Below are 25,407 nucleotides of genomic sequence, written 5' to 3' on the forward strand. Positions count from 1 at the left end.
CCGAAGGCTCCGTGCAGGGCGACGAATGGCCACAAACCACCCAATTGGAACCAACGGGTGAGGTTGCCTTGGGCTTCTGGTCCCCACAACAGCAATAGGGAATGTCCCATGCTGTCGGCGGGGGTGGATACTGCTACTGTCAGGAAGTTAGCACCTTCTAGATAGGAGGAGGCTAATCCGTGGGTGTACCAAGAGGTGACGAAGGTGGTACCGGTCAGCCAACCGCCTAGTGCTAGGAAGGCGCAGGGGAATAATAGTATCCCTGACCAACCTACGAATACGAAGCGATCGCGCTTGAGCCAGTCGTCTAGAACGTCAAACCACCCTCTACTGGGGGCGCGTCCAACTGCGATGGTCATTAGAGCAAATCTCCAAATGTTTATAAGTACAGGTTGTATCTGTATTATAGATGGCGATATAAAAGCCTTCCATAAGCAGAAAGTTAACCGGGTTGTTAACCAAGTTTACAATTTTTTACACACCTTTAATCATATTAGGTGTAAATCGCTAATTTTTCTAGGGGTTTTGTAATAAAAATTAATTTTTGCTCCAGATGAGGTAGATAAAGCAGGTGAGCAGAGAGGAAAGAGGTAATTTGAATTCTCCCCCTTGCTCCCTACGCCCTGCCCCTCTGCCTCTTCCAATACCCATTTCCCTAGAATCAGTCAGCTGACGCTAAAATGAGTCCTACAGTTAAATTTGATTATTGCTAAATGTTTACCATCGATTTAAGCATCAGAAACACTGCTTTCCCTATCTCAGTACAACGTAAGTCAGCAGAGGATGCTGAGGCTGTCTATCAGCTGATTTTGGCAGCAATCCGCTCTGGGAACCCTGACATTGTAGAACTCAAGTGCGAGGGCAAGACAGAGAAAAAAATTGCTGTCCGCGCTAGTGAAATTTCTGGGGTGCAGATTGTTCAGAAAGATGGTACAACCCCAGGTGGTGGCAGACCACCTGGCTTTTTTGCTGTAGCTGCTGAGTAACCAAGGTTGACAAATGGCTCAAGTGGGCATTGAGGTCAAGGATTTAAATTTCAGTTGGCCGAATGGAGAGAAAGTTATTAAATCTTGCTCTTTAGAAGTACCCAAGGGTGAGTTTTGGATGCTCTTGGGTACTAATGGCAGTGGAAAATCAACGTTACTTAGACTGTTGGCGGGGTTATTAGCTCCTGAATCGGGCGAAATTCGGGTTTTGCACCCCGTTGGCTTTGTCTTCCAAAACCCGGATCATCAACTGGTGATGCCAACGGTTGGTGCTGATGTGGCTTTTGGATTGGTAGAAGAAAAGTTGCCACCTGCTGCTACGAGAGCAAGGGTTGAGGAGGCACTAGGAGCGGTGAATTTGCTGACACTCCTACGACGGCCTATCTATGCACTCTCTGGGGGACAGAAACAGCGAGTCGCGATCGCAGGTGCGATCGCCCGCCGCTGTGAAGTCTTATTATTAGATGAACCCACTGCCTTGCTAGATCCAGATAGCCAGTTGGATTTAGTTGCTGGTGTCCGCCGCCTTGTCAAAAGTCGAGGTATTACAGCCTTGTGGGTAACACACCGATTAGACGAGTTAAATTACTGTGACGGTGCTTTCTTGCTAGAAAAAGGTTCTCTGGTAGATAGGGGTGAAGCCCAACGCCTCAAGCAACGTTTGATGGAGGTACATAGCGAAGCCTCCTAATTAAGTGCTGAGTAAATAAGTAAAATTAATTGCACTTAGCACTCAGCATTCCTAAACACTACTGAAACGCGCCTTTTAAACAAAGGCGCGTTTTAAGTTGGCGCGTCTGTCTTAGGGTTTAGTTTTGTGAGGATACCGTATTTTTTATTCTGTGTAGCATAGTGTTACAGACAATGCATCAATTATTATAAAACTTATGAATGAATTTTGTTAACTCTAGAAAATTGTGATTAAAAACCATGCCCCGTTCCTTACTCCAAGCCGTTTTGTTAGTGGACGGCTACAATATAATAGGCGCTTGGCCTTGCCTTAAAAAAACGCGTGATAGCGTTGGACTAGAGGCCGCACGGGGTGAACTTGTAGAAGCGATGACTGGTTATAGTGCGTTTCAAGGTTACACAACTCAGATAGTTTTTGATGCCCAATATCAGAACACCTCTAGTAATAAAGAAATTGTTACTGAGCTTTTATCTGTTTATTACACTGATTTTGGGCAAACAGCAGATACTTATATCGAAAAATCCTGCGCTTCTTTTCGCCACCAAATAGCCCAATCTTTGATTTCTCGTGTGATTGTTGCTACATCAGATCGGGCACAGCAGTTGATGATACAAGGGTATGGGGCTGAATGGTTATCGGCACAACAACTCTGTGGGGAAGTGGAAACCACTGTTTGCCGGATGCGACAAAAGTATCATACGCGCAAACAATCTAAGAGTAGGTTTTTAGCTAATGCCATTGATGCTAAGGCGCGGCAGCGTCTGGCTGAATTACGAATGGGATTACAGTAAATATCTAGTATTTAAGAGTCTCTGCTAGTCTCTGCTTAAGTTCCTGAATGGATTTTGGCTGCAAAAATTATCTAAATTAAGCTTCTAAAAAAAATATTAGCGAAAGTACTTGCCAAATACTATTTTTAGCCCTAAGATTATAAATCGTGAGTGGTCCTCAGTAGCTCAGTGGTAGAGCGATCGACTGTTAATCGATTGGTCGCTGGTTCGAATCCAGCCTGGGGAGTTTATCAATTTTGGATTTTAAATTTTGGATTCTATATTATCCATCAGAGACTTATGGTCGCTTGACTCGACTGTGACGTTTCTGAATCATGGGTCTTTTGGTGCTTGTCCTAAACAAGTGCTGGAGTTTCAACAAAGACTGCGATCGCAGTTAGAACATGAACCCTTACGCTTTTTTGGTAGAGAATGGGAACCCCTGCTAGACAATGCCAGAAGTAAGCTGGCGGCGTTTGTGGGTGCTGATGTGCAGGATTTGGTATTTGTCCCCAATGCGACGACTGGCGTTAATTCAGTGTTAAGGTCGCTGACGTTTTCAGCAGAGGACGAAATACTCACAACTAACCACGAATATAATGCTTGCCGCAACGCACTTGATTTTATTGCCAGTCGCGCTGGTGCGCGGGTGGTGGTGGCAAAAGTTCCTTTCCCTATTGACTCGCCACAGCAAGTAATCGCAGCAGTAATTGAGCGAGTTTCACCAAAAACCCGATTAGCACTTTTGGATCATGTTACTAGCCAGACAGGGTTAATTTTCCCGATTCAAGAGTTGGCGAAGGAGCTGCAAGAACGAGGTGTAGATACATTGGTAGATGGTGCCCATGCGCCTGGAATGATTCCTCTCGATTTGCGAGAGATTGGCGCAACTTATTACACCGGGAATTGTCATAAATGGCTGTGTGCGCCAAAAGGGGCAGCATTTTTGTATGTGCGGCGAGATAAACAGTCAGAAATTCGTCCTCTGACAATTAGCCACGGGACAAATTCGCCACGCACTGATAAAACTCGCTTTCAGTTGGAATTTGACTGGACAGGTACAGACGATCCTACAGCTTATATGTGTGTACCAGAAGCGATCGCTTTTATGGGTTCGTTGCTACCTGGCGGGTGGACAGAATTGAGACAGCAAAATCATCAGCTAGTGTTGCAGGGAAGACAGCTACTTTGTGAAGCGTTAGAAGTGCAGCCGCCTTGTCCAAAGGAGATGATTGGTTCAATGGCGGTTGTGCCAATGCCTGCGACTTTGGAAAACCGCGATTTCATGTCTATACACGATGAGTTGTTTGATAAGTTTGGTATTCAAGTGCAGGTGATGCCGTGGCAGGAACAACCTCGGCTGTTGGTAAGGATTTCGGCGCAGATTTACAATACTTTAGAGCAGTATGAGTATTTGGCAAAGGTTCTAAAGGGGTTGCTCTCAGGTTAATCTAGTTTTAGGAAAGTAGCGATCGCATCAAGGGTCTGTTCTGCACTTGTAGCAGTAAACATTGGGCCAACAGCCAAATAAATATTTTGGTCAGATACCAATTTTAAGACAATGTTATAACTAGTTGAACTTGTGCCTGTTACTGTGTCAATTGCGACTGCATCAATATTCAACCCTGATATTTCTGAGAGTTTAGCTTCAATAACTTCTTGCCCAAGCCAACCTTTACGTTCGATAGTCGCTTTGTCAAGGGTTTTATCAAAAATACAAATGATCGTGCCATTCATCAGCATATAAATAATGCAAACAGCACCACTTGCAATTAAGAATAAACCTAGAGGATAAGTCCACAAACGACTATCTTCATGAATTGTTAATTTTGCTTCTCGTGTGTTTTTAAGAAAGCCATTAATTTGTGCAGCTTTAGATTCCTTCTGAGTTCTGTCTGCATTTACTAAATCTATGGGGATTGAACCATCACTCGTCAGAAGTACCAAGGGATAACTATTCCCAGCATCAGTAGTACTAGTGTCTAGTTTTGCACTTAGCACATCTTTGAGATTCCAATTTTTAACTTGAGATTTTAAAATACTTTTAGTGATTAATTGGCAACTTTCTTGGGTGGGTTCAAGCCGATTACAAGTAAAAGTAGTTGTCTTTGCCAGTGTCGTTATCAACAAAACGCCTCCTGCTACAAAGAGTCCGCCAAATAACCAGTAGAGGATTGCTGCTGGCTTGAGTTGTAGTTTCAATAATGTTGGAGTTTGCTCTAAGATTTTGAGTCTCATTGTTGTAACTGTAGTCTTTACTCAAAGCAGCCCACACACAAAATTTAGATTTCCGCATCGCAGATTGAAATCAGGACTTACGCAAAATAATGAAAAAACGAACCGCAAAGGACGCAAAGGACACAAAGAAATAAGAGTTTGAGAAAGTTATTGCATAAGTCCTAGAAATGATTGGTTTTATATCTCGTGTTATAAATCATTGCGGCTTCTCATGATATGGCAAAAGCACATACTCAAGAACTAGATCAGAAAGACATTATCGGGCTAGTGCTATTCTTTTAGGTGATTGCACTTAAATTGCTAAAACTAGGATAAACGCTTTACATGACTTCTGGAGCGCTGCCTGCCAATCCTTTTGTGGCTGCGGGGATGATTGAAGATCCCAGGCTGTTTGTCGGTCGTAAAGATGAATTACACGCGATCGCATCTCGGATGAAGGGCGATCAGCCTACAAGTATAAATATAGTTGGTGAGAAGCACATTGGTAAATCTTCGTTGCTACATTATTTCGTTCTGACTTGGCAGCAGCGAGTATTAAACAACAGCAATAGTTTTGTGGTAATTTACCTACCGTTACGGGGTGTAGATTGCCAAACTGAAATGGGTTTCTATGAGGCTGTAGCTGAAGGTTTACTGAGTCATGTTCAGGGATGGCAACAACGCAATCTGCAAAACCCTTGGAAAACTAAACCGCTGAATCGTCAAGCATTTTCAGATGCGATTAAGGAATGGAAATTTATTTGAAATAACTAACTACAGACGAGGCTAGCGATTTTTAAGATACTACACCCCGCACCCAAAAACCTTGTAGATAGATGATGAATTTGCTGAAAACAAGCATGCCATTCCACTCAGATGGGGCGCATCAAGAGCGTTTGAGAAGTAGAAGCGAAATTCATTCACGGGTATTGGGTTTAAGTGCAGTTAGAAACATTCCATCAGAGCTAGGGAATTTACAATCGTAGTGCCGCTTAATGTATTTAAAGCCAGTGTCACCTATTGCTACTGGCAAGTTGAGATGCATATATTCCTCAAGAAATGGTTCAGCAGCGCGACTACGGCTTACGCGCGCCTCACGTTCTTGTGCTGTTTCGTCGTACATTACTTCCATTGCACTGAAAGTTCCCCCTGGTTTTAGCAGTCGGTACATTTCTTGCAAAATCTTACGAGCATTCTCTTGTGGCATTTCATGTAGCACGTAAGTGAAATGTACAATGTCAAAACTGTTATCTGTCCAGTGTGTGACTTCAGCATTCTCTTGATAGAAAAAAACTTTACTAGCGCCACGTTGCGCTTTCCAGTCTCTACAAAAGCGGATCAGAGGAGCGCTTAAATCAATCCCAATGACATCAGCATTCGGGAAAAGTTCTCCGTAAACAAAAGTTGTAGTGCCAGTGCCACAGCCAATATCCAGTATACGTTGCGGAGATTTTGTCCCGTGAACTTTCCACAACCATTCTCTGAGATTTTGCTCTTGACAGAAGAAGTACTGGTTTCGCACTATGTATATCAGCCGCGGGGCTTTAGGATTGGCAAAACCATTTGGGATAAAGTGGACTGGCTTCTCAGCCCAGTGACTGGGAATATCAATCGGTGCTTTAACCCCAGGTAGCACTACATCTGACCCGTCTGTTGTCCCATCATAAGATGGCAGTGTTTCAATCCATTCATTTAATAATCTTATTGCCTGTTCTGGTTGTTGGTGCGCTAGAGTAAATAGAAAGTTTTCAAAAGCTGTGTTTTCTTGAAAAATTGTCTGTTTAGTAATACTGATGGGTTGAGGTTCAACTTCCGATAGATTAGTGAAACCAGACAACATTATTCTTGCGGTGGCGTTCATCATAGCTTCTTAAGTTTTGTCAAGTTAAAATATTGACATTTAAGCTAAACCATAAGGTAAGCAGTCCCGTTTCTTTATGTTATCTTTTTTAAATAATTCCGACTTCATCAACCTCTGCATTTCCGTGCTTGTTACTGAAAGCGAGTCAGCAAACACTACTAGCACCAAAGGTTTTAGCTAATAAAATCTCCCCTGATAAGCAATCACGAATTACCCACAATACTTCATGTCCAACTTCTGGTTGCATCCCATCGATTGCTAATATGACTCGCCTTTGTTGTTTGGCTATCGCTTTTAGTCTTTGGCGATATTTTAACCATAAGCTAAGTAACTTGTTATATCTAGAAAGCAAGTGAGTGACGCTGCGCTCACTGATAGATATACTCTTTGAGCGAAGATGTTGGTAAATTTGGGGAATACTTCGAAATGTTTAAGAGATTATTTCTGTTGTGCTGGAGCGAGGCGATCAATATTTTCAGGAATTATGGACGAGTTTAACAGATAGCGATGTCTACAATGGGCTACGCTTACGCAATTTGCTTCGGCGTTTAATCCACGGGGAAACTCCCACACAGCAAGACAAAGGCGTTGTCCGCAAACTAACGCGAAAAGAAATTTTGACTCCAGAAGGCAATGCTTTTCAAGTGCCTTTAGTGCAAAAGTATATAGAACAGTTGCTAGAAGAAGAAGAAGCGTAATTCGTAATTCGTAATTACCGCTTGTTAATTTGTTCTGATCGCGATATTTGTTACAAACACTACGATTTTCGTTACAAACAATACGTTTTCATTACCAACGCTACGATTTTCGTTACCAAAACTACGATTTCTGTTACAAACAATCTGATTTTTGTTACAAACACAATAATTTTCGTTACAAACATCACGATTTCGTGCTGTAGTAGGTCGCTAAATTCAACTTAACTATGAAATATCACAGACAGTAGAGGTAAAAACGCCAACAGAAAGCCATGCCAAGATTGCAATTGAGCTTCTGGGGTTGGTTCTGGTGGTGCTAATAGAGCTTCTACTCTTTGTTCTAAACGATCTACACCAGAGGAACCTAATGCAGCACAGCAAATTTCCGATAAAACGGGGCCACTACTAACTACTAGTAAAAGTGACTCCGCTAGCACCAGAGGGTCTACCTGCAATGCTGCATAACCATCGGCACGGAGTTCGCGCAAAGCTAACAATTCTTCCCACAAAGGCTCTGTATTCGGTAACCATGCAGTGCAGGAACGCACCCAACCCAGCCAGAAAAACCAGAACGTATCCCTGTAATGGTGATGCCCTTGCTCATGGGCTAAGACGCTTTCTAAATGAGCCGGTGAAAGAGTTTGCACTAATCCTTGGCTAACCACTAGTTCTGGTTGCCAAAAACCGATTTGACCTGCAAACAGCGCGCCTGTTTGCAGCAGTCTGGCTCGTCTATCGCCAACATTCACTAAAGGACAGTTACGGGCAGATTCTACTGACTGCCAACCCTGGAAGGCAAGTTTAATGCATGAAATGGCAAAAAATGCCAAATAAATTAATGCTAGTAAATAACTAATTGAGCCTGTATACATTCCGCCCATTTGTCCTTGAGGTCCCATGAACAGCACAGCGATCGCAGTCATGAAAATGAGCAAGGGCGGGAAGAGAAACAAAAATAGCGATCGCTGCCACCGCAGATTCCAATTGCCTTGGGGTTGATTCCAGGCGGATCTTAACCACCAGGCAACTGCCAAAGCATTCAAAATCATTATCAGATGCATCATTGTTCCTCCCTGGCTTGGCGTGCAGATTGAATACGTTTGGCGATCGCAGCTATTTGCTCACTGGCTGCTTCATCTAGGCTATCGGCAAAGGCAGCAACAACATCGGGGTTGCCCACCGCTAGAAATCGCTGTAATTGCTCGTGAGCTTTGATGACATCTGATTGCTGCTTACTCAGCATTGGCCGCCAATAGAATGCCCGCTCTTTCTTGTCGCAGGCTAGCCAACCTTTATCAGTGAGGCGACGTAAAACAGTGGTGACAGAAGTATACGCTAATTCGCGGTTGGGATCAGCGAGAATGCGATCGTGCACATCTTTTACTGTGGCTGAACCAAGTTCCCAGATGATATTTAAAATTTCCGCTTCCAACGGGCCTACAGATAGTTGTTTAGGGCGGTAGTCGGGTAAAGGTGCCATAGCGATTTTCGATTTGGGATGAGCGGAGTGGAGGTAAAAATTTTAGTTTCTATTTGGCAAGGTTAGTCAGGATGCGTAGTGGTGCTAACTTGGAATGCCAAATACAGCTTGAGAAAATCTGTTCTTGTTTTACATTACAGGATAGTGCAGCAAATCTGAAAGTCTAAAAGCATAAAAATGGACTTTTTGAGTATTTTTGTATTGAATGGGTTACCATCGTGCATTTTGATGCTAAAAAATTCTTTGCGAACAATTGTGACTATAGTTAGTGACACCAACTAGGTAGAATGTTATTTGCGGCAATAGTATTAAAACAGGTGTATCCAGCCCGTGAAGTTATTCGTATACCACACTCCTGAATTGACTCCAACGGATAAAGCGCCAGAATGTGCGATCGCAGTCGATGTCTTGCGAGCAACTAGCACAATAGCGACTGTCTTAGCATCTGGAGGCGAAGCTGTACAAGTATTCAGCGATTTAGATCAGTTAATTGAAGTTAGCGAAAAATGGCCCTCTGAAAAACGGCTGCGGGCTGGAGAACGCGGCGGTGCAAAAGTCGCTGGCTTTGAGTTGGGTAACTCTCCCCTTGACTGCACACCAGAATTAGTAGAAGGGCGGCGCTTGTTTATCAGCACCACAAACGGCACTCGTGCTTTACAACGGGTACAAGACTCCCCAAATGTATTAGCAGCAGCCTTGATTAACCGGGCGGCGGTGGTGCAATTTCTTTTAGAGAAGCAACCAGAGACAGTGTGGATTGTCGGTTCCGGTTGGGAAGGCAGTTATTCCTTAGAGGATACAGTTTGTGCAGGTGCGATCGCTCATAGTATTTTGCAGCAAACCAAGTTGTCACCTGAAGAACTCGCTGGTAACGATGAAGTAATTAGTGCGATCGCTCTTTACTCTCAGTGGCAAGATAACTTATTGGGATTACTTCACCAAGCTAGTCACGGCCAACGATTGTTGCGTCTTGACTGTCTAGATGATTTAAAATATTGTTCCCAAACTGATATTTTAGATGTCTTGCCAATACAACATGAAACAGGAGTATTAAAAAGTCAAAAGAAATAGGGAATGGGGAGTGGGGAATAGGGAAGAAACTTAATTAACGCGACGATGTGCAATTATGTGATTGGAACCCCGCTTCCATTCCTCTCCCCGAAACGGGGAGAGGCTTTGATTATTTCTCCCTTTCCCTTGCAGGGAAGGGTTTGGGGGTTAGGTTTTAGAGAAAGTCGTACACGGCGTTAATTAACAATGCCTATTCCCCATATCCAATTTTCAAATCTTTGAGCATTTGGCGGAGTCTTTGTCGCCAATGGGGGGGATAAGTCCCTAGAATTGCTGCAATTTTTCCACAAGCAAGCACAGAATAGGCTGGGCGACGGGCTGGTGTAGGATAGTCGGCAGTTGTAATGGGGACAATACGTTCAACTTTTAAAGGGAAGCCTAGCTGTTGGGCTTCTTCAAAAATGGCAACGGCAAAGTCATACCAGCTAGCAACGCCGCTATTAGTGTAGTGATAAGTGCCGCTAATTTCTGGGGTTAACTGGGGAATCGTCTGGGCTATGACTGCGGCTATGTCTTGCGCCCAAGTCGGGCTACCAATTTGATCGGCGACAACACGGAGTTCTTGGCGTTCTGCACCTAGTCGCAGCATGGTTTTGACAAAGTTACTTTTGCCAAAGGTTCCATAAACCCAAGCAGTCCGGAGGATGAGATGATGGGCGCAAGTTTCCCGAATAGCTTCTTCTCCAGCGAGTTTGGTTTTACCATAGACACTCAAAGGATTAGTTACATCGGTTTCCTGATAAGGGCTACACCCATTGCCATCAAAAACGTAATCGGTCGAAATATGAATTAGAAAAGCTCCTAACTTTTGGCTTTCTTGGGCAATAATTAGGGGTGCAGTAGCATTAATAGCCGTAGCAAGTTCAGCTTCGCTTTCGGCTTTGTCTACAGCAGTGTAAGCAGCAGCGTTAATTATGATTTGCGGCTGCTTTGCTCTGATAACGTTGCGGAGGGTATCGGGTTGGGCAAGGTCTACTGTTGGGCGTTCTACTGAGATAATATCGCCATAGGATGGGAGTATTTGTTGTAGTTCCTTACCCACTTGACCATTGCTACCAATCAGCAAAATTGATTGACTCATCCTAATTAGTTCTCGAACCTAACGCAATCATCAAGCTTAATCAAATACTTCAGCACTTCTCAAAGGTTTACCGGCTTGGTCTTTAGCTGATAAAATCGGTGACGCACTTAGGGGCCAATCTATAGCTAAATCTGGATCGTTCCATAGAATTGTGCGATCGCCTTGGGGTGCGTAGTAATCTGTAGCTTTGTAGAGAACTTCGGCTATTTCTGAAAGCACCAGGAAGCCATGAGCAAAGCCTGGTGGTATCCACAGTAGGCGTTTGTTCTCAGCACTGAGTTCATAACCCACCCACTTACCGAAAGTAGTCGAACTTTTTCTAATATCTACGGCTACGTCAAAGATAGTGCCAACAATAGCCCGGACAAGTTTACCTTGGGGTTGTTGGATTTGGTAGTGCAATCCCCGCAGGACATTTTGTTTTGAGCCAGAGTGGTTATCTTGAACAAAGTTAGTAACAATACCAGTCTCTTGGGCAAATTTTCGATCGTTGTAGGCTTCAAAAAAGAACCCGCGATCGTCTGCAAATACTTGGGGTTCAAGTTGTATGACTTCGGGAATTTTGGTATGTACAATGCTCATTAATATTATTTCGAGTAATCTGCCACAGTGTTAATTGTGAGAGTAATTTAATGCTTGTATTTTACAGCTAGCAGGTAACACTTCAACTGTGGCTTTTCCTGTTTTTAACAAGTACATCACGTTAATTCAATTTGACAGTCATCGCCAATCATAAATCGTAAGGCTTTGGGGCGACGGGGTGCAAGGGTCAATTGTGCTCTTTGCCCAATCACGCTATCAATAATGCGTTGATGGATTCCGGCAATTTTAGCACTTTCTAAAATCACACTGTGTTCTAAATCTGTATCAATGAGTGTCGCATTGTTAGCAATACTACTATAAGGGCCAATAAAACAGTTTTCTAGATGACAATTGTTACCAATGACTACTGGCCCCCGAATTGTACAGTTGATTACTTTAGAGTTTGTACCGATTTGGACTCGCCCAATAATCTGACTTTGGGCATCGACTTCGCCAAGAACTGATGCTGTCAGATAGGTATCGAGAATCAATCGGTTAGCTTCTAGTAAGTCATCTTTCTTACCAGTATCTAACCACCAACCTTTGAGATTGTAAGCTAAAACTTGCTTTTCCTGATTAATGAGGTATTGAATAGCATCAGTAATTTCTAGTTCGCCTCTGGCGGAAGGTTGGATATTTGCGATCGCATCAAAGATGAGATGAGAAAAGAAATAGACTCCTACCAATGCCAGATTTGAAGGAGGAACTTTGGGTTTTTCAATTAACTGTAATACCCGTCCTGTTTCATCGACCTCAGCCACACCAAAGGCGCTAGGGTTTGCAACCGAACGCAAGAGAATCAAAGCATCTGGTTGTTGTTGGCTAAATTGTTGCAGAAAGTAACGTAACTCACCTAGTTGAATCAGGTTATCGCCCAAGTACATGACAAAGGGAGAATCTCCTAAAAAGGGACGGGCGATTTGGACGGCATGAGCAAGTCCGGCTGGCTGTTTTTGTACTATGTAGGTGATGTTTGCTCCAAAGCATTCTCCATTGCCAGTTTTCCCTTGGACTTCTGCCCCGGTTTCCGGGCTGATGATGATGCCAATATCAGTAATACCAGTAGCGACCATTTCTTCAATGCCATACCATAAAACAGGTTTATTAGCAACTGGCACGAGTTGTTTTGCTCCGCTATAGGTGAGGGGACGTAGGCGTGTACCTTTCCCGCCAGAGAGAATTAGTGCTTTCATAGGGATTAAGGATTAATTATGAGTCATTAGTCAAGATAATCTGAAATCTGGACAAAATCCTAAATCCTGGGATCTAAATCTGGCGTTAGTTTATCTTTTATATGTAGCGGGATAACACTTCGACGGTTGCTTTTCCTGTTTTTTCCCAACTGAATTGTTGGGAGTGAGTAATACCTTGACTAGAAAGACGCGATCGCAACCCCAAATCAGTTGCAATAACCTGCATCGCCTCTGTAATTTCTCCGGTGTTGTAGGGGTTGATCAGAATCGCCGCATCGCCAGCTACTTCTGGTAAGGAGGAGAGATTGGAGGTAATGACGGGAGTACCACAAGCCATCGCTTCGAGGACAGGTAAACCAAAGCCTTCCCAGAGACTAGGGAAAACGAGAGCGATCGCTTCATTGATAATTTTTGGCAATTCGCCATAGGGTACATAGTCTAGGAACTTTACCCGATTAGTTATACCTAGTTCTGCTACTTCCGCTTTTAAAGTAGGGGTGTAACGCGAATCACTTGGCCCTACTAACCACAATTCATAATCCTTGCTATTAGGTAACGCAGCAAAAGCAGCGATCAGTCGCTGTAAGTTTTTGTAGGCGTTTTGGCGACCAATGTAGAGAAAGTAGTTGCGCTTAGGTAGATTTAGGGGGAAGAAGTGAGTGCGATCGTAGGCTAGGGGAATGGGAGTAATTTTGTTTGCAGGAATTCCGTAAAAGTTTGTGATGTCTTTAGCTGTAGCCTGAGAGTTACAAATAATGTGTTGTGCTTGGTTAATGACTTGGGGAATGTAGTAGCGGTGATAGGGTGTCAGTGGTGAAAAACGTTTAGGAAAACGCAACGGGATAAAATCGTGAACCATCACGACAAAACGACAGTTGCTATAAAGGGGTGCTTCTGGAAGCGAGGAAAATAAAATCTGCGATTTTAGCTTTCTATAGATTTGTGGCAATTGGAATTGCGTCCAAACAAGTCGTTTCAAATGACCTTTTATCCCTTGTTCTGCGGTTTGGTTAGGAGGAATTGGGTAGCAGTTGTAACCAGGAATATTCTGAGAAACTAGGAGTGTAGGATAAAGTTGTTCTAAGTGAGGCAGCAAATTGAGAGCGTAGGTAGTGATACCTGTAGGTTTAGTTAATAGAAAGGAGAGATTAATTAATAATGTCATTATTTATAATTAACCATAAAATAATTTAGTCTATTTTTTATTTAATAAGTATTTATAGTTCAACAAAATAATTTTAGTAGTGATAATAGTCTATTTTAGTATTTACATAATAAACTTTTTATTGGAATATTAATAATATATTTTAATCCATTATTTGTTCTGGTTGTTTATTATATAATCCCATATACCACAAATTTTCCCTAACGCAGCTTGTGGTTTTAGTATAATCCCTAAAATAGCCTTCAATATTTGAAAAATTAATCTAATACTAAAGATAAATCTATTTGTATATTTATCCATTGTCAACAAATAGCTATACGTACTGTTTCTTATTTTCTTGAAAACATTTCTATTAGTAATACTTGATGGTTGATGCAGCACTGGAAAACTATTATTTATAGCAACTAAATGTCCTTGATTAGCATAGCGTAAACAAAAATCTACATCTTCATAATAAAGAAAATAAGCAGTATCAAAATGAGGAAATTCAGTAAAATTATTCAAATTAACGATTAGACTACATCCTGAAACCCAATCACAATTAACATAGTCTACATCCATATTTGTTAATTTTTTTTGGGTAATGATTGCGCCCGTTTTAGGAATAAATCGACCGCCGGCAAACCAAACTTCACCTGTCGGTGTATAGATAAGTGTACCAAGAATTGAAATTTTTGGATGCAACTTAAAAAATGGCTTAACTTTTTCTAAATTATTTTCTATAAAATATGCATCTGGATTGATTATCCAAACATACGCTTGGGGATCTTGAATGTAAATCCATTTTAAGCCTAAATTACAAGCACAACCAAAACCTAAATTAGTTCCAGCATCAAAAATCAATACAGATTCAGTTTTGAGAAGATCAATAGAATTATCATCAGGTGAGTTATTGATGATAATTACTTTGTAGTCAACATAGCTTGTTTTCCGTATGGAATTGATTAATTCCAATACTAAATTTGTAGAATAATAATTAACAATTAAAAAATAAATCACTATAGTTTAATTGAGCTAAAACTTAGTTAATTTTGCTGAAAATACTTCATATAAAAACTGATAAGTGACCCGCTCTGATAGAAGTAATTTTATTGAATTATTTCTTGTTCACTATTGAGTTAAATTCTCTTTTTAATAACTCAACACCAAATTTTTCCAAGCTTTCCTTGAAAACCGTGAAATGTTCCCAGCAAGCAAGCCCATACTTTTAAGGTTTTGTCTTCCGGGTCATACAGCAAAATTGTAACTATCCTGCGGAGTAAATATTTTATGCGTCGCCCACAACTGGTTAGTCGATACAAACCTTCAGCGTTGCGAGTTTCTAAATAAGTATGGTTTCGAGTAATGTAGTAGTTACGTAGAGCAGAATATTGGTGAATAATTATTTCTCGTTGGCAAAACTTGACTTTAACTGGATTACCAAAATTATGATATATGATAGCTGTAGTAACTATCAAATTATGGAATCCTTGTTGTCGTAATCTCAGTCCATAGTCAAGATCAATCCCATCTATAAACAATTCTGCACGAGGAGGGTCAACAGTTTTAGCAGCAGCAATGGAAATCAAAGAACCAGAAGTTATAGGAGAGTCGCACTCATAAAAATCAACATTCTTATTGTGCTTCCAACCCATAAATTGGTCTCCTACAAAAACTGCTCCCTGTACAACTTCTTCAGTTTTGTGATCAATGGCAGTAGGAGCAATAATCCCAATCTTGTTACCATACTCTAGGGAAAACTTATTGTAAGTTTCCAAGAGAATTTCCAAACAATTCTTCGTCGGTAAACTGTCTTGATCAAAAGTCCATAAAAAATCATAACCTTCTTTTGTTGCCCATTCCAGCGCAAGTGCCAAGCCTTGACCAATGCCAATATTTTCAGGATAATGATGTATCAAAATTGACGCACTATTATCAGGTTCTAGTAATTCTTGTTCGGAATTATCTACTATGAAAACAATATCTATTGTTATAGATTGAGATTTAATTGCTTGCAGACACTTGCTAGCAGCTTGCTTATCCTTATAGAGAGTTATGTAAGCTGCAACTTTTGCTGTCATTTATTTAGATGTATGTAACAACTCGATTTATTGGTTTTATATTCTAATGATGAGCTAACAAAAGTTAATATCTAGATACTTTTAAAACACCTCTTATGAATAACCAATATTTCTAGATGCTTGGGCATAATAAATCTCCTCTAGTATCTGTCGAAGATTATATTTATATTCCCAAGTTGGATAGTGAGAACGAAACTTTCTGACATCTGAAATATACCAGATATGATCGCCAGAGCGATTCTGTTCTGTATAAGTGGATTGCAGCTTTTTACCCACGAGATTTTCGCAAATTGATATTGCTTCTAACATAGAACAATTGCTATGCCGAGAACCCCCAATATTATAAACCTCTCCCCATCTGGGATTTTGATAAAAATGGTAAAAAGCATTGACAAGATCGTAACTGTGTATATTATCTCTAACCTGTTTGCCTTGATAGCCAAAAATGGTATAGGTTTCGCCAGCAATAGTACATTTCATTAAGTACGCTAGAAAACCGTGCAATTGAGCGCCAGAATGGTTCGGCCCAGTTAGGCAACCTCCTCTAAAACTAGCAGTTCTCATGCCGAAGTATTTACCATATTCTTGAACTAGTATATCTGCGGCAACTTTAGAAGCACCAAATAGAGAATGTTTGGAATTATCGATTGCCATTGACTCATCAATGCCTTCTGTATATTGATGATTTGGTTCAATTTCCCAGCGAGTTTCTAGCTCCTGCAAGGGTAGATAATTAGGAGCATCGCCATAGACCTTGTTAGTTGAGGTAAATATAAAAATTGCATCAGGGCAGTATTGCCGAGTTGCTTCTAGTAATACTAAAGTGCCATTGGCATTAACTGTAAAATCTGTATGAGGGTCTTTTGCTGCCCAGTCATGGGATGGCTGTGCTGCTGTATGGATAATGAGAGAAATATCGGAAGAATATTCTTGAAATAGGTTTTCTATTGCGGAGCGATCGCGGATATCAATATCATAGTGACGATAACTATCACCATATTTATCTTCTAGGATACGACGATTCCAGTCTGTGGAGGCAGATTCACCGAAAAATACCGCCCGCATATTATTATCGATACCGACAACATGAAAACCGTTTTGGACAAAGAAATGAACGGATTCCGAACCAATTAGACCCGATGAACCAGTAATTAAAACGGTGGGCATAAGATTTTGACTCACCTCATAGTACAAACAACAGTTTAGGATAAAATGGGCTTTAGGATTGTTTCATACTCAATAATCCAGTTATAAATATCTCTGAGAGTTTTTTCTGGACTCATGATTGGTTCCCATCCAGTCTTAGAACTTATCTTGGAAGAGTCCGTAATATAAATGGGGATATCACCTTGTCTGGCTATTTCTTCTGATTTGATAGGAATAGATTTACCAGTGATTGTCTCGCATAGTTTAGTAGTTTCTAATAGAGATAGACTATTATCAGCACCTCCACCAACATTTAAAACATCCCCATCAAGTTCTGAAAAATTTTCTAACTGATAATTAATTAAACTTAATAAATCCTCAATGTGTAATAAATCTCTAACTTGTTTACCTGTACCGCCATAGCCTATGTAGCTTAGAGATTTTTCAAAATAGTGTGCGGCTAACCACAAAACAAAAACACCTTGGTCAACTTTACCCATTTGCCAAGGCCCTGTAATTACACCACAACGGTTGACTATTGCCTGAATACCATAAGCTTGCCGATACTCTTCGATTAGCATTTCCGAGGCTAGTTTGGTAGTACCATAAAGAGAACGGTAGCTTTGAAGTGGAAATTCCTCTGCTATCCCAAGATGAGATACTCCCGATATTGTCTGTTCAGGAGCAATGCTAAAGCGGGTTGGTAGTTCTACTAAGTTAACTGACTTAAGCGTTTCAATCGGATAAACGCGACTAGTGGAGAGGAAGAGTAAACGAGCGTTGATTTGCCTAGCTAGTTCAAGAACATTAATAGTTCCTAATAAATTCGTTTGCAGGACGTATTGTGGAGAGGCAAATCCTGCAAGGACAGAAGGTTCAGCAGAACAATCAATGATAGTATCGACGGAATTAAAGATTGCGGGATCTAAATCGCTAGGAGAGCGAATATCACCGTGAATAAAGTCAATGTCTAAATTTTTAAATCTAGGAAGGTTTAGTTCTGAACCACGCCTTCGGAGATTATCGAAACATATAATTTTCGTGGACGAGTGATGCTTTTTTAAATTAATTGCTAAGGAACTGCCAACAAAACCAGCTCCTCCTAAAATCAGAATATTCTCAGCCATTTGATTTAAACCTTTGATTTGCTAGCAGTCTTTTTTTGCTTAGATGATAATCTCCACGCGATAAATGTTTTTCTAGCCAGATGTAGAGAACTATAAACAAATATCGACTGCCCATTTCTTTTAGCTTTAGCTTAGAAACTCCTGTAGTTCTATTTCTCCAAGTTATGGGAATAGTTGTATAAGAGTACCCTCTTACTATGGCTTTGAGTGGTATTTCTACTGTTAAATTGAAATGATGAGATACTAATGGAGAGATGCCTTCAATAACATCTTTACGATAAATTTTGAATGCATTAGTAGTATCGTTAAAATTTAAACCAAATAAAATTTTAATAAATAAGTTAGCTAAACGATTTACAATTAATTTGTGGCTGGGATAGTCAATAACTTTACCTCCTCTAATAAAGCGGGAACCAAAAACACAATCGTATCCCTCTTGCAGTTTATAGTAGTAATTTACGATGTCTTCTGGTGCATCTGAACTATCTGCCATAACTACCGCTACAGCATCTCCTGTAAAATTTTCTAACCCACAGCGAACTGCAAAGCCAAAGCCGTTAGGATAATAATTATTGATGTAACGCAGCTTACTATTTTCAGAATTTATCTGCTGTAATAATTGTTCTGTGTTATCTTTGCTGTTGTCGTTAACGACTAAAATTTCGTAATTTATTTTTTCTTGTTCCAAAACTCTGCTAATAGTGTGAACAGTTTGAACTATGCAGTCTTCTTCATTGTAGGCTGGAATTACTATTGATAAAGTCTTAACAGATTTTGAAGCATCTACCGTTATTGATTCATCTTTGATCAAGGTAGAATTTAATGATAGAGCTGGGGACAATGATTCTGGATAATATGTAGCCCATGTTTTTTGTGTTGGGGTTTTAAATACAAAGCGATCGCTAATCAAATAATTAATCGATGCACTCACAAGTGCGCCTATTATAGTATTGATAGCATAGTTAACTTTCAACCAATCTAAAATCGGAAAAATAAATAAAATGCGGGTAATAACTGCAAGTCCAGCAGAAACATGGTAAAGAGGAAGTTGTCGGAATAACACTTCTCTAATGTTCCAAATACCGCCAGTCCAAACCCAAGTCCGGTAAATAAAAAAACTAAATATTAGGGAAATTTCAATCGATACTACATTAGCAATATTACGCAAAAAAGGTGTATTGAACCCTAGCTTTTCAATTATTAAATAAATCAATACTAAGTTCAGTGCAGCTGCTAAACCACCACCTAGTAAAAACTTTAGTATTTTGGGCTGGAATAATTTTTTTAGCATAATGTATGTTTATTAAAATCATGAATAATAAATTTCATTTAATGAACTTAATAAATAATTGGATCTACTAGCTAATGCTTAATTAATTTTATAGACCAAGGTTCTGGATTAGTTGGAATTATCATTTCATGTCCATTTGGTAATTCCATAAATCTATCAGCGTACTGAGCAAATTTAAAATCAGTAAAAGCCGGATGTTGCCAGTCAGTTACTATGCCAATTGACATAGTTGCTAGTATCGTTAAAGCGAACATCTTCCCAATGCGATTTTTTTGGCTGTATGCCTTGTGAAAAATCCATATAGTTCCTAATGAAAAGGCTAATACTAAGTTAAACCAGTAACGTGCACCGACACCAATAGGCTCAAACAAAGTTATATTAGGAAACTGTAAAGCTATTGCTGTAAAAGGAATAAGAGCCGCGAATATTATAAATGATCTTAGTTCCAAAGGGGATTTAAGCAACAAATAAACTGAGACAATAATCCCTAAAACTAATATAGTTATATTCAAAATAATATACAATAAATCTGGCAATACATTTATGAAATAATTAGTAACATTAGTACCGAAAATGCTCATTGAGAAAACTTGATTTGTTAAAATTTCTAATATTTTCCTTACATCATTAAAAGATAAAAAATTAGAGCCTACTTTACTCATTCTTTCTTGACCAATTTGATTAGTATTAATAACTATAATTTGGGTTAATGCTGTACATATCAGCACTAGGAATTTTAAATAAAATAAATCATTGAGTTTTTTATTACTAATTTTTGTTGCAAAAATTAAAAATATAATCGCGGGCACTATCAGGATTGAAAAAGGCCCGGTTAATCCTCCTATCAAAATGATTATGAGGTCAAACAAATTAACTAAAACATGAGATGATTTAGCAATAATAGCCATAAATATTAAAAGTGCTATGCGCCATTGTGCATTAGTAATATTTGCATTAACCTCATAGCATCCAGGTAAAACTAAATAGAGAAACGATATAGCAATTCTATAATTTATGTTTGGTATTAATTTTGAAAACCTCGAGGAAATTAAAAAGGTTACTGGGAGAATTTGAATTATAATGGCAATCAAATTAAAAACAAGTGGTGCTGATTTTAAGGAGAACAACATGCTAAATGTCGCAGTTAATCTGGGGACGGCATGTAGATACCCTGCGTAAGGTGATAATAATGAATTTAGAATTCCATTGTTGTATGCTTGGGCATAAAACACAGTTCCATCTTCTGCCCAAAATTGAGGATTTAAAATTGCATCAGGTCGCCTAGATATAATTATTATAAAAGCGAGCAGAAACATTATTATATGAACATAAAATAATTTGCGTCCGCTTGGATCGTGTGAAGAGGTAGTACGGTTAATTTTCATGACTCCCTTACCACTGTATTACATAGTATTATCAGTAGAAACTATTTTATTAGTACAAAATAAAATTCGATATCCTCTGTTAAATTAGATAGAGTAGGTTGCGACCACACAGATAACCAAGGACTAATATTTTTGCATACATAATCTATCATTGAAGCAAAACTTTCATAAGTAAATGTGTGGTAATGAATATCAGCTTTTTCATAGAACATTTTCTCTACTATCTCATCTAGTTTATTGGGTTCTGTTGGATAAGCAAATTTAAAAAATTCTACGTAATGTTCTCTATCTCTGTCCGATGAAGGATTTTGATAATCTAAAATCAAGTGTTCTAATTTAGTTAATTCGCGGTTTTTGTCAAAAGTTCTTTCTTTATCTGGTACTACCAATACTAAATAACCTCCACTACAAAGTTTATTATAAGCATTCTCCAATACAGCGATGGGATTTTTAGTATGTTCTATAACATGACAGGCAACTATAAAATTCAACGTATTATCTTCAATGCCCTCTAAAGTTTCTAAATCAGTAATTAAATCTGGTTCTATCAAATTATAAATATCTTTACCAGGACGAAGCTGATTGTTTAGAACATCTTTAGGTAATCTATCTACATATCGAACATGGCAATTCAAAGGTATTGGAAATGGAGACCAGGCGGCACCAACTTCTATCCCATTTCCACTGAGTCTAGATGCAGCTATTTCCCGCATCTGCATACTACTACAATTCCTTGGCGGATTCTGCCAATCTGCAAATGACCAAAAATGTGGAGCTGGACGAGCAGCAAGAAGGTTTAGCAACGTTTCGTCACTTACTATTTGAATATCATCAGGCCAAGTATATCCATTATCATTTATCCAATCTATATCTGGCACGTAGTGACGATATCCATTTCTTACATAAAATAACATTGAGCCGAAAATACTGCCATTAGATTGCATTAAAACGCCATTAGATTTAGTCTCGGCATTGAGAACAAGGAGAATAAATTTATAAATTTTTTTTACTTCAACAGCCCAATCTGCATGGTTATTTATTAGTTCTTGGGCAGCATTAATTCTAATATGTTCTAAATCTTCATATCGTTCAATTGCTTCTGATATTGTTTCAGCTATATATGTAGCGCTTGGATAAGATAAAAGACAGTTTTGCCTATCTTTCAATAACCATTTTGTACTATTGTTGATATTAGAAACGACTAATACACCGCACGCCATCATCTCAAATGGTAAGTAAGAGGGATGCTTAGTCATCATCATAGATAGTCCAATATGACAGGAACGATATAAATCTCCTGTTGCTTCATAAGTTAGCAAACCCAGATTTTCTATCACTCCTTCTAACCCATAGTCTTCAGGCTTCCAGTTTGCACCAGCAGATAATATTTCAATATTAGAACCGTAGCGATTTTTGAGTTGACGCATAGCTGTAATTGCTAGCTCAAAAGAGTTCCGAGGATGTCCGGGACGACCATAAAAAAAGATCCGTTTAGGGTTATCTTTCCTGTAACTATCATCTTTATAAAAAACTTTAGTATCTATGCAGGGAGTAAAGTGAATAGATTCTCCTCCATATTCACTTTCATATATATTTTTTAAACTAATAGTGTTCGCAATCCCATAAAATCCAAAACGGTATGTTGCCTCAGCTTGAGCATAGGTAGAGCCGGCTGGATAGAATAAAGGTTCAAAATCCTGAATAAAATAAAACTTCAATCCCGTATTTTGAACCTTTAGCAATACATAAGCTGTTGTCCAAAGTGTGGCTATTGAAAAATCTGCGGGTTGTATATTCTCAATTGCTTGTGCACTGTTAAGAACTATAACTTCACAAGTTTTTAATTCTGGAAATGCTTTAATAATATTACCAAAAATAACATCAGCCTTGGCTTCACCACAAATCAAAAATCTTTGATGCATTCCTCCTTTTTGCAGTAAATAATCAGCCGTTCGGAGTATTGTCATGACTCCGCCATAAAAAGCATTTTCAAAGGATGGTAGATACCAATTGACAATATGAGGCCCAGATTTAACAACTCTTTCTGGATGTTGCTGAACTTGAGAAATGTCACTGTAGGAAAAATCCATGACTGCGGCTAATGCAGTCGCATCTTCAGTGTACTTATCTAGTGGAATTAAATTCTTTTTAATTAGGTTTTTGTCTAGGGGAATTAAGCTCTTTTTAATTAGCTTCTTGATAAATATTGGAATTTTCATGAAACTTCTCCATTTTTTGATCTTAATTTCAAAGGAACTACAGATGCAAATGCAGGATGAAAATAAGGATCATCTGCTAATGAATCATCAAACTTTGGCACATTATTACCCGGTAAATCTAGCAAAAACGCTCTCGCATGGGGATTTAACAAACCACGTTTATTAGTAGCCCGACTAGCTTGACAAAGCTTAATCATTGAATGCTGCACAGAAGAAGAATCTATAGATAATCCTCCTAATGCTAAGTAATGTTCGTAACTAAAAGCTACTGCCCAAGGAGAGCTAGCGCTACAGTTTCGATACCATAATGCTCCACCAAATATTTCCCAAGAATATAAGTTACTGCCATAAAATAATGGAGAGCCATTGCCATATTTATCAACAATCAATCCAGCTTCAACAACTATATTTTGATTTGTCACAATAAGGGCTGAAGCAAATCCAATATCTGGATGATTAAGAACCCAACCACTTAATTCTTCTATCCATCCCTTTTCAAATTTAACGACTTGGCCTGATACGAATAAAACTACATCAGTAGTATCCTGTTTCGCTGCCTCTGCTAAAGTTGCTAGCTTAGAATTTCCTTCACCCACCAGCAGCCAATCAACAGGTAAATTGATTTGTTCTATGAGTATTTCCCGTTCACTTGCTTGTAAATAATAATTAGACTCAGGTAAAACGATTTTGGCTTTATGCAAGTTCGGGTCAGCAGATTCCGAAATAGCACTTATGCAAGCTGATAAGTAGTCCCAGGAAACATCACCATCAATAACAATTGATACTTTAGCAGGTGGAGTTTTCCATTCTAATCGAAAACCACATTCTGGATGTGCTGAAATTGTTGCTGGTAGTTGCGTTCGACTCAGATGATCTTTAAGAGACTTCAGTTGTGCTTCAAGTGCATAAGGTTTAGAATCTATCCCCAAAGAAGTTGATCCTTGTATAATGCGCCAATGGTAAAGTACAGAATTAATTCGCGCAATACGTGATGTTTGTTCTGTAATACGTAAAAATAAATCCCAATCTTGTGCTCCATCAGTTTCTGGATTAAATCCGCCTATACGATTCACAAGAGCGCGACGAGCGATACACAAATGAGTTAAGTAGTTAGCTGAATATAAAATTTCTGGACTCCACTCCGGCTTGAGTAGGAGCCGAGACCGTACCATGCTGTTTGCACTAATACAGTCTTTGTCTGAGTAGATGAAATCTAAGTCTGGCTGCTTGTTTAGTTCATTTACTACTTCATAAAATGCCCAAGGTGATAATAAATCATCATGATCTAGTAAAGCTATAAATTCACCAGTAGCCATTTCTAGAGAAACATTGGAGTTGCCAGAAATCCCCCTGTTTTCTGGTATGATAGCTAGCTTAAATCGTTTATCTTGTAAGCTTAACTTTTTTATGTATTCAATTGTTTGTAAATTACTGATATCTGCAAATGCAATACACAACTCCCAGTTTGCATAAGTTTGTTGCAATACACTATTTATTGTCTCTTTTAAGATAACTAAAGGTAATTTATAAACCGGGAGGATAACACTTAAAACAGGTTGGTAATTAAAAGATAAAGCTTTAATTTTTTGTTGTTTAAGTTCTTCATTTGTAAACTCGTAGTCTTTAATCCATTGATCATATTCTGAAGAGTCAGCCAAATTTTGCAAAACTTCTGCTACTAATGTATCTGCGAAACTAAACCTAGTCCGAAAGCTCATCATTTGATTGTTTAAAAAATTCAACGCTCGTTTGTTAAATATCTGATAGCCTTCTTTGCGGATTATAGTAATACTCTTATTAGCAAGTTTTAATAAAGGTGGATTTATCCCATAGGTTATTTTTTCTTTTAAATTTAAATATATTTTTCGTAATTTCCAAAATTTGCTAGTTTCCATCCAAGAGACAAAATTTTGACAACTTTCCAATTCAGCTTGAGTTGCTTGTAGCTGAGATTGGGAAGTTTCTAATTCAGTTTGAGTTGCTTGTAGTTGAGATTGGGAAGTTTCTAATTCAGCTTGAGTTGCTTGTAGCAGAGATTGGGAAGTTTCTAATTCAGCTTGAGTTGCTTGTAGCAGAGATTGGGAAGTTTCCAATTCAGCTTGAGTTGCTTGTAGCAGAGATTGGGAAGTTTCCAATTCAGCTTGAGTTGCTTGTAGCAGAGATTGGGAAGTTTCCAATTCAGCTTGAGTTGCTTGTAGCAGAGATTGGGAAGTTTCCAATTCAGCTTGAGTTGCTTGTAGCAGAGATTGGGAAGTTTCCAATTCAGCTTGAGTTGCTTGTAGCAGAGATTGGGAAGTTTCCAATTCAGCTTGAGTTGCTTGTAGCAGAGATTGGGAAGTTTCCAATTCAGCTTGAGTTGCTTGTAGCAGAGATTGGGAAGTTTC

General features: G+C 39.2%; 24 protein-coding genes, 1 tRNA gene and 1 pseudogene. 8 read left to right on the forward strand and 18 right to left on the reverse strand.

The genetic code is table 11. From position 1 onward, the window contains the following. Positions 1-359: pseudogene (locus F8R90_RS28030) on the reverse strand (photosystem II D2 protein (photosystem q(a) protein)); the annotation flags it as partial. Between the two features lie 354 nt (positions 360-713). On the opposite strand from F8R90_RS28030, the gene F8R90_RS28035 reads away from it, so the two are divergent. The 5 genes from F8R90_RS28035 to F8R90_RS28055 all read left to right on the forward strand — a co-directional run bounded on the left by F8R90_RS28035 (position 714) and on the right by F8R90_RS28055 (position 3,897). Continuing rightward, positions 714-986: a hypothetical protein gene (locus tag F8R90_RS28035; protein ID WP_012410874.1), complete on the forward strand. Its 273-nt coding sequence runs from the start codon at positions 714-716 to the stop codon at positions 984-986. A gap of 13 nt (positions 987-999) precedes the next feature. Further along, a complete protein-coding gene (locus tag F8R90_RS28040) occupies positions 1,000-1,677 on the forward strand; it encodes an ABC transporter ATP-binding protein (RefSeq protein ID WP_190898839.1) in 678 nt (225 codons plus the stop codon). A gap of 239 nt (positions 1,678-1,916) precedes the next feature. Then, positions 1,917-2,468: an NYN domain-containing protein gene (locus F8R90_RS28045; RefSeq protein ID WP_196513406.1), complete on the forward strand. Its 552-nt coding sequence runs from the start codon at positions 1,917-1,919 to the stop codon at positions 2,466-2,468. 154 nt (positions 2,469-2,622) lie between these two features. Next, positions 2,623-2,694: transfer RNA gene (locus tag F8R90_RS28050), tRNA-Asn, on the forward strand. 24 nt (positions 2,695-2,718) lie between these two features. Beyond that, positions 2,719-3,897: an aminotransferase class V-fold PLP-dependent enzyme gene (locus F8R90_RS28055; protein WP_196513407.1), complete on the forward strand. Its 1,179-nt coding sequence runs from the start codon at positions 2,719-2,721 to the stop codon at positions 3,895-3,897. Here F8R90_RS28055 and F8R90_RS28060 read toward each other — a convergent pair. Next, a complete protein-coding gene (locus tag F8R90_RS28060; protein ID WP_196513408.1) occupies positions 3,894-4,685 on the reverse strand; it encodes a hypothetical protein in 792 nt (263 codons plus the stop codon). The two genes, F8R90_RS28055 and F8R90_RS28060, sit on opposite strands and share 4 nt — an antisense overlap. 324 nt (positions 4,686-5,009) lie before the next feature. Here F8R90_RS28060 and F8R90_RS28065 point away from each other — a divergent pair, with 324 nt between their 5' ends. Further along, positions 5,010-5,429 (forward strand): ATP-binding protein, encoded by a 420-nt coding sequence (locus tag F8R90_RS28065; RefSeq protein ID WP_196513409.1) that lies wholly within the window; start codon positions 5,010-5,012, stop codon positions 5,427-5,429. 151 nt (positions 5,430-5,580) lie between these two features. On the opposite strand, the gene F8R90_RS28070 is transcribed toward F8R90_RS28065, so the two are convergent. Then, positions 5,581-6,528, reverse strand: coding sequence for a class I SAM-dependent methyltransferase (locus F8R90_RS28070; RefSeq protein WP_196513410.1), 948 nt, complete (start codon positions 6,526-6,528; stop codon positions 5,581-5,583). Positions 6,529-6,670: 142 nt separating this feature from the next. Beyond that, entirely contained in the window at positions 6,671-6,877 is a 207-nt protein-coding gene (locus F8R90_RS28075) for a hypothetical protein (RefSeq protein WP_196513411.1), read from the reverse strand. Positions 6,878-6,974: 97 nt separating this feature from the next. On the opposite strand from F8R90_RS28075, the gene F8R90_RS28080 reads away from it, so the two are divergent. Further along, positions 6,975-7,223 carry a hypothetical protein gene (locus F8R90_RS28080; RefSeq protein ID WP_331000737.1) on the forward strand — a complete coding sequence of 83 codons (249 nt, stop codon included), beginning with the start codon at positions 6,975-6,977 and terminating at the stop codon, positions 7,221-7,223. Positions 7,224-7,444: 221 nt separating this feature from the next. On the opposite strand, the gene F8R90_RS28085 is transcribed toward F8R90_RS28080, so the two are convergent. Both F8R90_RS28085 and F8R90_RS28090 read right to left on the reverse strand, forming a co-directional pair. Further along, positions 7,445-8,284 (reverse strand): M56 family metallopeptidase, encoded by an 840-nt coding sequence (locus tag F8R90_RS28085; protein WP_196513425.1) that lies wholly within the window; start codon positions 8,282-8,284, stop codon positions 7,445-7,447. Further along, the gene (locus tag F8R90_RS28090; RefSeq protein WP_190898833.1) at positions 8,284-8,703 is read right to left on the reverse strand and encodes a BlaI/MecI/CopY family transcriptional regulator; all 420 of its coding nucleotides are present in this window, start codon (positions 8,701-8,703) and stop codon (positions 8,284-8,286) included. The genes F8R90_RS28085 and F8R90_RS28090 overlap by 1 nt, the downstream gene beginning before the upstream one ends. Positions 8,704-9,033: 330 nt before the next feature. Between F8R90_RS28090 and F8R90_RS28095 the strand changes: the two genes are divergently transcribed. Further along, positions 9,034-9,774 (forward strand): 2-phosphosulfolactate phosphatase family protein, encoded by a 741-nt coding sequence (locus F8R90_RS28095; protein ID WP_196513412.1) that lies wholly within the window; start codon positions 9,034-9,036, stop codon positions 9,772-9,774. 190 nt (positions 9,775-9,964) lie between these two features. Here the strand turns inward: F8R90_RS28095 and rfbD are convergent, their stop codons facing one another. The 12 genes from rfbD to F8R90_RS28155 form a co-directional block, all read right to left on the reverse strand. After that, positions 9,965-10,855, reverse strand: a complete 891-nt coding sequence (gene rfbD, locus F8R90_RS28100) for a dTDP-4-dehydrorhamnose reductase (RefSeq protein WP_196513413.1) — start codon at positions 10,853-10,855, stop codon at positions 9,965-9,967. A gap of 36 nt (positions 10,856-10,891) precedes the next feature. Beyond that, complete coding sequence (gene rfbC / locus F8R90_RS28105) at positions 10,892-11,437, reverse strand: dTDP-4-dehydrorhamnose 3,5-epimerase (RefSeq protein WP_190898828.1); 546 nt, start codon at positions 11,435-11,437, stop codon at positions 10,892-10,894. A 116-nt stretch (positions 11,438-11,553) separates the two neighbouring features. After that, on the reverse strand, positions 11,554-12,630 hold the full coding sequence (locus F8R90_RS28110) for a glucose-1-phosphate thymidylyltransferase (RefSeq protein ID WP_196513414.1): 1,077 nt from the start codon (positions 12,628-12,630) through the stop codon (positions 11,554-11,556). A 97-nt stretch (positions 12,631-12,727) separates the two neighbouring features. Then, positions 12,728-13,795, reverse strand: coding sequence for a glycosyltransferase family 4 protein (locus F8R90_RS28115; RefSeq protein WP_196513415.1), 1,068 nt, complete (start codon positions 13,793-13,795; stop codon positions 12,728-12,730). Between the two features lie 150 nt (positions 13,796-13,945). After that, on the reverse strand, positions 13,946-14,794 hold the full coding sequence (locus F8R90_RS28120; protein WP_196513416.1) for a glycosyltransferase: 849 nt from the start codon (positions 14,792-14,794) through the stop codon (positions 13,946-13,948). 140 nt (positions 14,795-14,934) lie between these two features. Beyond that, on the reverse strand, positions 14,935-15,855 hold the full coding sequence (locus F8R90_RS28125) for a glycosyltransferase family 2 protein (RefSeq protein WP_196513417.1): 921 nt from the start codon (positions 15,853-15,855) through the stop codon (positions 14,935-14,937). Positions 15,856-15,948: 93 nt separating this feature from the next. After that, positions 15,949-17,022 carry an NAD-dependent epimerase/dehydratase family protein gene (locus F8R90_RS28130; protein ID WP_196513418.1) on the reverse strand — a complete coding sequence of 358 codons (1,074 nt, stop codon included), beginning with the start codon at positions 17,020-17,022 and terminating at the stop codon, positions 15,949-15,951. A 35-nt stretch (positions 17,023-17,057) separates the two neighbouring features. Next, a complete protein-coding gene (locus F8R90_RS28135) occupies positions 17,058-18,128 on the reverse strand; it encodes an NAD-dependent epimerase/dehydratase family protein (protein WP_196513419.1) in 1,071 nt (356 codons plus the stop codon). Further along, on the reverse strand, positions 18,121-19,419 hold the full coding sequence (locus F8R90_RS28140) for a glycosyltransferase (protein ID WP_196513420.1): 1,299 nt from the start codon (positions 19,417-19,419) through the stop codon (positions 18,121-18,123). The genes F8R90_RS28135 and F8R90_RS28140 overlap by 8 nt, the downstream gene beginning before the upstream one ends. A 71-nt stretch (positions 19,420-19,490) precedes the next feature. Further along, positions 19,491-20,804 (reverse strand): hypothetical protein, encoded by a 1,314-nt coding sequence (locus F8R90_RS28145; protein WP_196513421.1) that lies wholly within the window; start codon positions 20,802-20,804, stop codon positions 19,491-19,493. Between the two features lie 41 nt (positions 20,805-20,845). Continuing rightward, the gene (locus F8R90_RS28150; protein WP_196513422.1) at positions 20,846-23,023 is read right to left on the reverse strand and encodes a glycosyltransferase family 4 protein; all 2,178 of its coding nucleotides are present in this window, start codon (positions 23,021-23,023) and stop codon (positions 20,846-20,848) included. Further along, positions 23,020-25,407: glycosyltransferase family 2 protein (locus F8R90_RS28155; protein ID WP_196513423.1), on the reverse strand; the 2,388-nt coding region annotated here is incomplete at its 5' end. The genes F8R90_RS28150 and F8R90_RS28155, both read right to left, overlap by 4 nt.

It is taken from the genome of Nostoc sp. NZL, from assembly GCF_015714705.1.
Classification (GTDB): Bacteria; Cyanobacteriota; Cyanobacteriia; order Cyanobacteriales; family Nostocaceae; genus Nostoc; species Nostoc foliaceum_A.

Excerpts from the sequence above, each read along its gene's own strand:
- F8R90_RS28090 (WP_190898833.1), bottom strand. The coding sequence starts at position 8,703 with ATGGCACCTTTACCCGACTACCGCCCTAAACAACTATCTGTAGGCCCG.
- F8R90_RS28065 (WP_196513409.1), top strand. The coding sequence starts at position 5,010 with ATGACTTCTGGAGCGCTGCCTGCCAATCCTTTTGTGGCTGCGGGGATG.
- F8R90_RS28040 (WP_190898839.1), top strand. The coding sequence starts at position 1,000 with ATGGCTCAAGTGGGCATTGAGGTCAAGGATTTAAATTTCAGTTGGCCG.
- F8R90_RS28045 (WP_196513406.1), top strand. The coding sequence starts at position 1,917 with ATGCCCCGTTCCTTACTCCAAGCCGTTTTGTTAGTGGACGGCTACAAT.
- rfbC (WP_190898828.1), bottom strand. The coding sequence starts at position 11,437 with ATGAGCATTGTACATACCAAAATTCCCGAAGTCATACAACTTGAACCC.
- F8R90_RS28060 (WP_196513408.1), bottom strand. The coding sequence starts at position 4,685 with ATGAGACTCAAAATCTTAGAGCAAACTCCAACATTATTGAAACTACAA.
- F8R90_RS28085 (WP_196513425.1), bottom strand. The coding sequence starts at position 8,284 with ATGCATCTGATAATGATTTTGAATGCTTTGGCAGTTGCCTGGTGGTTA.
- F8R90_RS28070 (WP_196513410.1), bottom strand. The coding sequence starts at position 6,528 with ATGATGAACGCCACCGCAAGAATAATGTTGTCTGGTTTCACTAATCTA.
- F8R90_RS28035 (WP_012410874.1), top strand. The coding sequence starts at position 714 with ATGTTTACCATCGATTTAAGCATCAGAAACACTGCTTTCCCTATCTCA.
- F8R90_RS28150 (WP_196513422.1), bottom strand. The coding sequence starts at position 23,023 with ATGAAAATTCCAATATTTATCAAGAAGCTAATTAAAAAGAGCTTAATT.
- F8R90_RS28110 (WP_196513414.1), bottom strand. The coding sequence starts at position 12,630 with ATGAAAGCACTAATTCTCTCTGGCGGGAAAGGTACACGCCTACGTCCC.
- F8R90_RS28145 (WP_196513421.1), bottom strand. The coding sequence starts at position 20,804 with ATGAAAATTAACCGTACTACCTCTTCACACGATCCAAGCGGACGCAAA.
- F8R90_RS28140 (WP_196513420.1), bottom strand. The coding sequence starts at position 19,419 with ATGCTAAAAAAATTATTCCAGCCCAAAATACTAAAGTTTTTACTAGGT.
- rfbD (WP_196513413.1), bottom strand. The coding sequence starts at position 10,855 with ATGAGTCAATCAATTTTGCTGATTGGTAGCAATGGTCAAGTGGGTAAG.
- F8R90_RS28115 (WP_196513415.1), bottom strand. The coding sequence starts at position 13,795 with ATGACATTATTAATTAATCTCTCCTTTCTATTAACTAAACCTACAGGT.
- F8R90_RS28135 (WP_196513419.1), bottom strand. The coding sequence starts at position 18,128 with ATGGCTGAGAATATTCTGATTTTAGGAGGAGCTGGTTTTGTTGGCAGT.
- F8R90_RS28125 (WP_196513417.1), bottom strand. The coding sequence starts at position 15,855 with ATGACAGCAAAAGTTGCAGCTTACATAACTCTCTATAAGGATAAGCAA.
- F8R90_RS28130 (WP_196513418.1), bottom strand. The coding sequence starts at position 17,022 with ATGCCCACCGTTTTAATTACTGGTTCATCGGGTCTAATTGGTTCGGAA.